At 72.4% G+C, this 6,692-nt stretch carries 5 protein-coding genes and 1 pseudogene; all 6 read right to left on the bottom strand.

Annotated elements, in window-relative coordinates; translation table 11 throughout:
- Positions 1-49: 49 nt before the first annotated feature.
- On the bottom strand, positions 50-280 hold the full coding sequence (locus SSBG_RS35895) for a hypothetical protein (protein ID WP_158677811.1): 231 nt from the start codon (positions 278-280) through the stop codon (positions 50-52).
- 41 nt (positions 281-321) lie between these two features.
- Positions 322-1,934, bottom strand: a pseudogene (locus SSBG_RS25990) (hypothetical protein); the annotation flags it as partial.
- A 124-nt stretch (positions 1,935-2,058) separates the two neighbouring features.
- A complete protein-coding gene (locus SSBG_RS25985) occupies positions 2,059-2,949 on the bottom strand; it encodes a hypothetical protein (RefSeq protein ID WP_008749025.1) in 891 nt (296 codons plus the stop codon).
- Positions 2,950-3,013: 64 nt separating this feature from the next.
- The gene (locus SSBG_RS25980) at positions 3,014-4,564 is read right to left on the bottom strand and encodes a hypothetical protein (RefSeq protein WP_008749024.1); all 1,551 of its coding nucleotides are present in this window, start codon (positions 4,562-4,564) and stop codon (positions 3,014-3,016) included.
- Positions 4,565-4,704: 140 nt separating this feature from the next.
- Complete coding sequence (locus tag SSBG_RS25975) at positions 4,705-6,057, bottom strand: YhgE/Pip domain-containing protein (RefSeq protein ID WP_037870653.1); 1,353 nt, start codon at positions 6,055-6,057, stop codon at positions 4,705-4,707.
- Positions 6,057-6,692 (bottom strand): hypothetical protein (locus tag SSBG_RS25970; protein ID WP_234010647.1); only part of this gene is annotated, 636 nt, incomplete at its 5' end. The genes SSBG_RS25970 and SSBG_RS25975, both read right to left, overlap by 1 nt.

Raw genomic sequence — 6,692 nt, 5'->3', positions numbered from 1 at the left:
AAAAAAAAAAAAAAAAAAAAAAAAAAAAAAAAAAAAAAAAAAAAATAGATTATAAAAAATAGAATTGACTAGAATTAAGAAAGAAAACCAACAAATATACTAGAAACACGAAAAAAAAAAAAAATAAAGAAAAAAAAAAAAAAAAAAAAAAAAAAAAAAAAAAAAAAAAAAAAAAAAAGAAACAAAAAGAGAAAGGAGAGATAAGAAAAAAAAAAAAAAAAAAAAAAAAAAAAAAAAAAATAAAGAAAAATAAAAAACGAAACGAAAAACAAAAAAGCAAGAAAAAAGAAGACAATTCCTAATACTAGGCGTCGCTCGCAACGAAACGAGGCAGCGGGCCGGGTACGCGTCGGGCGCGGAGCCGTCGAAACCAAGCCGGCCCGTACGGCCTCCTCGGTCTCCTGCTCGACCTCGGCGAGGCGCTGGCGCAGGTGTCCGGCGTCGCTGCGGGCGCGCTGGGCGTCGGTGGCGGCGGCCGTGGCGTCGCGGTGGGCGCTCTCTCCGGCGGACTGGAGGTGCGCGGAGCGCTCCTCCTCCTCGCTCGCGTGGTCCTCGGCGCGCTCGGCGGCGTCCTGGAGCGCGCGGACGAGGTCGGCGGCGGCGGCCGAGCGGGCGGCGAGGGCGGGCGCGGCATCGCGTTCGGCCTCGCGGATGGCCGCGGCGACCCGGGCGGAGCGGTCGGCGGCGGCGCGGGCGCGCAGCACGGTCTCGGCGGCCTGCCAGGCGGAGTGCAGGGTGCGGGCCTCGGTGAGTTCGCGGCGCTGGGCCGTGGCGGTCTTCTCGCCGGCCGCGAGGGCGAGCGAGGCGTGCCGGTAGGCGAGTTCGGCGGCGACGAGGGCGGCGCGCTCACGGGCGGTCCCGGCCTCGGTGACGGTTTCGGCGGCGGCGCCGAGCCGTGCGGACAGCTCGGCGGAGCGGGTGCGTTCGGCGGCGGCGCGGGCCGCGAGGCGGCGGCCGAGCGCGCGGGCGCGGCGGGCGGCGGCGCCGTGGATGTCGCGGGCGCGCTCGCGGTGGGCGGTGGCGTCGATGATGCGGCCGAGGAGATCGACCGAGCCGGCGGTGAAGTCGCGTTCGGCGAGGAGTTCGGAGCGGCGGCCGAGCTTGCCGCCGAAATTGTGGACGAGATCGGCGAGCCCGTCCGTGTCGCGGGTGTCGGTGACGGCGCGCAGCAGGAGGTCGGTGAAGTCGGAGTCCTTCTTGACGGCGAAGAGTCCCGCGGCCTCGCCCTCGTCGGCGTTCATCTCGCGCTGGTAGCGGAACAGCTCGGGGTCGAGGCCGAGTTCGCCGAGGTGCTCGGTCCAGCGCTCGTGCGTCTCCTCCCAGTGCACGTCGAGGTGGGTGTAGAACTTCCCGGCGTCGGCGAGGGCGTCCCGGAAGCCCTTCATGGTGCGGCGGCGGCCCCGTGCGGCGGAGATGCCCTCGGCGATCGGGCGGACGGCGCTGGACTCGGCCACGGGGAGCGAATCGAGGCTGAGTCCCGGTCCGGGCCGGAAGGAGTACCACGCCTCGGCGAATTTGCGCGGGTCGTGGGACACCTGCCGACCGCGCCACTCGCTGACCTTGCCGACGACGACGCACTCGCCGGTCCGCGTGTGCTGCCACTCCAGGGCGACGTGGCCGCAGTCCTCGGCGAGCAGGAACTTGCGCAGCACGCCCGAGCTGGCACCGCCGAGCGTGTTGCGGTGGCCGGGGAGCATGACCGAGAAGATCAGCTTGAGCAGGACGGACTTGCCGCCGCCGTTCTCCAGGAAGAGGACCCCGGCGGGAGCGGGCCTGCGGGGCGGGCCGCTCGGTTCGTCCGCGAAGAACTCCGTCTGGGTGGGCGCGGGTTCGGGGACGGGGGCGCCGACCGCGCGCAGATCGAGCACGGTGTCGGCGTACCGGGCCCCGGCGGGGCCGATCGAGTAGAGGCGGACCCGGGACAGCTCGTACATGGTGCGGACTTTCGGCAGCGGTGGAGTGGCGGCAAGGGAAGTATCGGGCGGGACGGGGCGGTCGTGGACCGCTCGGCCGGGCGGGCGGTGGCGGCGCGGGCCGGGGGCCGCCCGGCCGGGCGCGTCAGCCGTGGAAGGGGAGTCCCGCCTCCGCCACGAGGTCGAGGTCGTCGGTGTCCTCGGCGGGGACGAGGCTCGGGCTGCCGTCGCCGACGGTAACGACGCCGAGTTCGAGGAGTTCGGCCATCGCTGCGCCGCCCGCGAGGTCGCGGACCTGGAGCTGGTAGCGCGGGGTGGTGCGGTAGGTGCCGCCGCCGTCGTCCCCGGTGCGCTGGAGGAAGCCGGAGTCGGTGAGGAAGCCGACGGCCTTGGCGACGATGCCGGTCGTGGATCCGGCGAGGCGCCGGGCGTCCTTGGTGGCGCCCGTGGCGCTGCGCCGCGCCCAGACCCGCCAGGCGGCTTCGAGCCCCGGGGCCTCGGTCGCGGGGTCGGTGTTCTCGCCCGCGCTCTCGGCGCGTTCCTCGATGCGGCGGCACGCCTGGCGGACGAAGGCGGCCACGCCGTTGACGCTGATCCGCCCGATGTACCCGTCGTCGGCGAGGTCCTCGGGCCGGGGGAAGGCGAGCGCGGCGACGCTGAGGTGGGCGAGGCCGTGCAGGAAGCGGTCGGCGGTGTCGGTGGAGGCGCGGCGCGCGTACTCGCCCATGCGGACGGCGAAGACGGAGTCCTCGGCCGCGGCGGTGGCCATCCCGGCGCGTTCGGAGACTTCGAGGACGACGAGGCCGAGCCCGGTGGCGACGGCGTCGGCGAGGCGGGCGAAGGCCGGGTCCTCGCGGTAGCGCCGCAGCAGGCCGGTGTACTCGCCGTCGCGGGCGGGCTGGAGCTTGGGCTGGAGGCCGAAGGCGACGAGCCGGGCGGCGTCCGCGGCGTCGGCGGGGGTGACGGGGGCCGCCGCGGGGCGCGGCTCGGGGGCCTGCTCCTCGCCGTAGGGGGGTTCTGCGGCGTACTCGCTCACGGTCGTGCTTCCTTCGCGGACGGGACTGCGGGGCGCCGGGCGGCGCGGGGTGCGGGAGAGGGGGTCACGACGCGGCCTCCGTCGCCGCGTGCGCCGCCTCCAGGAGCGCCGTGCCGACGATGAGGTCGGCGCCGCCGAAGTCGGGGTCGTCGAGCGCGGTGCCGTCGTCCACGGCGAAGAGGACGCCGGGTTCGCCCTGGCGGTGCGCGGTGCCGACCGGGGGGCTCGCCGCGTGGAAGGCGAGGAGGGTGACGAGGCGGGCCAGCTCGTGTGCCTCGCGCGGGCCGCCGCCGTGCTCGCGGGCTGTCGCGCGGGCCTCGGCGAGCAGCCCGGAGAGGCGGCGCGGGGCCTCGGGTTCCAGGCGGAGCAGCCCGGTGGCCAGGGCGAGTTGCTCCTCGGTGAAGCGGCTGTCGTCGGGGGTCGCCACGAGATCGGGTTCGGGCAGCTCGGCGCCCAGGTGCTCGCGTTCGGCGGGCGGGGTGAGGAGCAGGTCCACGAGGTCGCCGACCCGTACCGCGCCCGGGGTGCGCAGGCCCGTGCCGCGGGCGAACCACGCGTCCGTGACGCGGAGGGCGTCCTCGACGGGGAGGGCGATGACCGGCGAGAGGATCTGGCCGTACAGGTCGAGCCCGGGGCGTCCGGAGTGGTCGGCGAAGGCTTGTCTGTCCTGTTCGGCGCGGAAGAGCGGCCCGGCTTCGAGGAGGCGGGACTGGAGCTGGGTGTGCCGGCGGATGCAGTCCTTGACGATGTCCACGAGTTCGGCGGCGCGGCGCTTGTTCTCGGGTTCCCCGGACTCGTCGCGGGCCTTGCGGATGTTGGTGAGGATCGCGTTCTCGTGCCGGTAGCGGTCGGCGACGTGGCCGAGTGCTTCGTCGATGAGGTCGGGCACGGTGTGCAGCCAGTCGACGGCGCGGACGTCGCGGCGGGTGGACTCCAGGGCACGGCGCAGCGATTCGGCGTACTGGACGGTGCGGTAGCGGGCCTGTTCGGCGGCGAGTTGCGCGTCGGCGAGGCGGCCCCGGCTGATGAGGACCTCCAGTTTGACCTCGGCGGCGATCTGCGCGCTCGTGACGTCGGTGTCGAGCGCGCCGACGAGGACGTTGACCGCTTCGTCGGTGGCGCGCAGGAAGACGGTGCCGCCGGCGGCGGGGACCTCCTCGATGAGCTTGAAGTCGTAGTCGCGGCGCACGTAGCTGCCGTCGGGCGCGAAGGTGCCGTAGACGGCGCGGAAGCCCCGGTCGGCGCTGCCGACGTTGATGAGGTTCTCCAGGACCCAGCGGGCGACGCGTTCGTGCTCGGCGACGGGCCGTCCGGGGGCCTGCGCGCCGACGCGCGGCAGGAGTCTGGCCACTATCTGTTCGTGGTCCGCGCCCGTGTCGAAGTCCATGTGGAGGGTGACGAGGTCGATCGCGGCGAGGGCGACCTCGGCCATCGCGTACCGCGTGTACTCGCCCGCGAGGTTGGCCTTGCGGGTGTCGAGGTCGTGCAGGGGCGCGGTGCAGGCGAGGGCGCGCAGGCGCCGGGCGAGCCCTTCGTCGGCGGCGGGGCCGGGGGCGGGGCGCGGGCCCGCGCTGAGCTGCGCGTAAGAGGTGTCGGGGAGGGCGGGCGGGGTCACGGGGAACAGCGTAGAGGGTGGGACGGACAACGGCGTATCGCGGGGTGTGGGGCGGAAGGTGCCGTTTCGCCCGGTGAGCCCGTTCCGGGGCCCCGGCCCGGCCTCTTTTTCGCCGGAGGGGTTCCGGCGGGCGCGTGGCCTCAGAACTGGATCTCCGGTTTCAGCCGCCCCATGCTCCAGCGCCGCTTCCGGGCCAGGAGCAGCCCCGTCGCGAGCAGCGCCGCCGCCCCGTACGCCGCCAGGACCCCGAAGGAGAGGCCGAGTGCCGAGCCCTGGCCGCCGGAGATGGTGACGCGGAGGCCGTCGACCAGGTAGGTCATGGGCAGGACGGGGTGCAGGGCGCGGAAGAAGGCGGGCGTGGTCTCGACGGGGTAGAGACCGCCGCAGGAGGTGAGCTGGAGCATGAGCAGGACGAGGAGGACCAGGTCGCCCGTGGAGCCGAGGAGGGCGCGGAAGAACTGGGCGAGGGCGACGAAGGAGAGCGCGCCGAGGCTCACGAGGGCGGCCAGGAGCCAGGGGTGGGCGGCGTCGAGGTCCAGGCCGAGCTGGACGACCGCGTACAGGACGAGGCCCCCGAGGACGCCGAGGAGGGCGGTGGGCAGCCAGCCGGCGAGGGTCGCGGTGGCGGGTCTGCCCTCGTCCACCGCGCGCGGGTTGTAGGGGCGCAGCACGAGGTAGCCGACGAGGCCGAAGACCCACAGCGCGATCGAGAAGAAGAACGGTGTCATGCCGCGCCCGTAGAGGTGTGCGGGGTGGAGGTTGGCGGTCGTGACCGCGACGGGCGAGGCGAGCAGTTGCGCCTGTTCCTTCGCGGCCTGGCCCTCGGGCGGGCGCGGGACGGCGGAGGAGAGCCGGGCGAGCTGCTGGGAGAGCCGCTGGAGGCCGGGGCCGGTCGCGGCCGGGTCCCCGGCCCGCCCGGCGAGTTCCTTCGCGGCGGCGGCCGACCGGCCGAGTCCGTCCTTGAGTTCCTTGCCCTGGCCGAAGACCTGCCGCAGTTCGACCTCCTGGGCGGTGGCGGAGAGCTGGTTCTGGAGTTCGAGGCGTGCCTGGTCGGCGGCTTTGCCGATGATGAAGCCGTTGGCGTCGTTGAGTTCGAGGTGGACGGTGGCGCGGCGCGGTTCCCGGCTCAGGCTGCCGGCGAGGTCGGCGCTGAAGCCGCGCGGGACGGTGACGGTGAAGAAGTAGTCACCGCTTTCGAGCTTGTCGCGGGCGGTGGCGGCGTCGCTCGTGTGCCAGTCGAAGGTGCCGCTCTCCCGCACGGCGCGCACGAGGCGCGCGCCTCCGTCGACGGTGCGGCCCTGGACCTCGACGGGCTTGTCCTCGTTGACGATCGCGACGGGGACGCGGTGCAGGAGGCCGTACGGGTCCCAGTTCGACCAGAGGTAGAGCGATCCGTAGAGGAGCGGGACGAGCGCGAGCACCCACGGCACGAGGCGCGAGAGGGGGCCGCGGAAGCGGCGGAATTCGAGCTGGGCGAGGCGCAGGACGCGCATCACGGCCTCCTCGTGGCGTCGGCGGCCGGGGTCCGCGGGGACAGGGTGGTGTACGCGGCGAGGGGGACCGCCCAGTCGGGGGGCGGGGGTGCGGCGGCGGTCGCGAGCACGGTGATCCCGGCCTCGGCGAGCCGGGCCAGGCGCAGCCAGACCTCGCGGAGGTCGGCGCCGCCGAGCCCGGCGTCGACGTCGTCCACGAGGACGGCGGGGCGGCGTTCGGCGGCGGCGAGTGCCACGGCGAAGAGGAGTTGGTCGCGGGCGGTGAGCCGTCCGGCGACGGTAGGGGCCGGGGGCGCGCAGTCGAGGAGCGCGCCGGCCGCCGCGAATCTCTCCTCGCTGAACGTGCGCGTGGTCGCGGCGCGTTCGGCCCGGTGCTCGCGGACGGTCCACTGCGGTACGAGGTCGAGGCCGGGCCTGGCGCGGGCGAGCGCCGAGTGCCGCAGCGGGTCGACGGGCGTGTCGCCGAGCCGGGCCGTGACGGTGCCGCCGCCGGTCCGGAAGCGACCGCCGAGCGCGAGCAGCAGGCTTCGTGCGCCCCGTACCGCCCTGACCGGCGACGACGGTTGAGCGCCGCCGGCCGCACGAGGAAGGTCCACGTCTGGTGAAGACCGGTTCCCGAGCGGGCCCGTGTGGCC

The organism is Streptomyces sp. SPB074 (genome assembly GCF_000154905.1).
GTDB lineage: Bacteria > Actinomycetota > Actinomycetes > Streptomycetales > Streptomycetaceae > Streptomyces.
This window is presented reverse-complemented; position numbering and strand designations above follow the sequence as displayed.

Bases quoted from the DNA above. Each gene is read 5' to 3' on its own strand.
- SSBG_RS25975 (WP_037870653.1), bottom strand. From the start codon at position 6,057: ATGCGCGTCCTGCGCCTCGCCCAGCTCGAATTCCGCCGCTTCCGCGGC.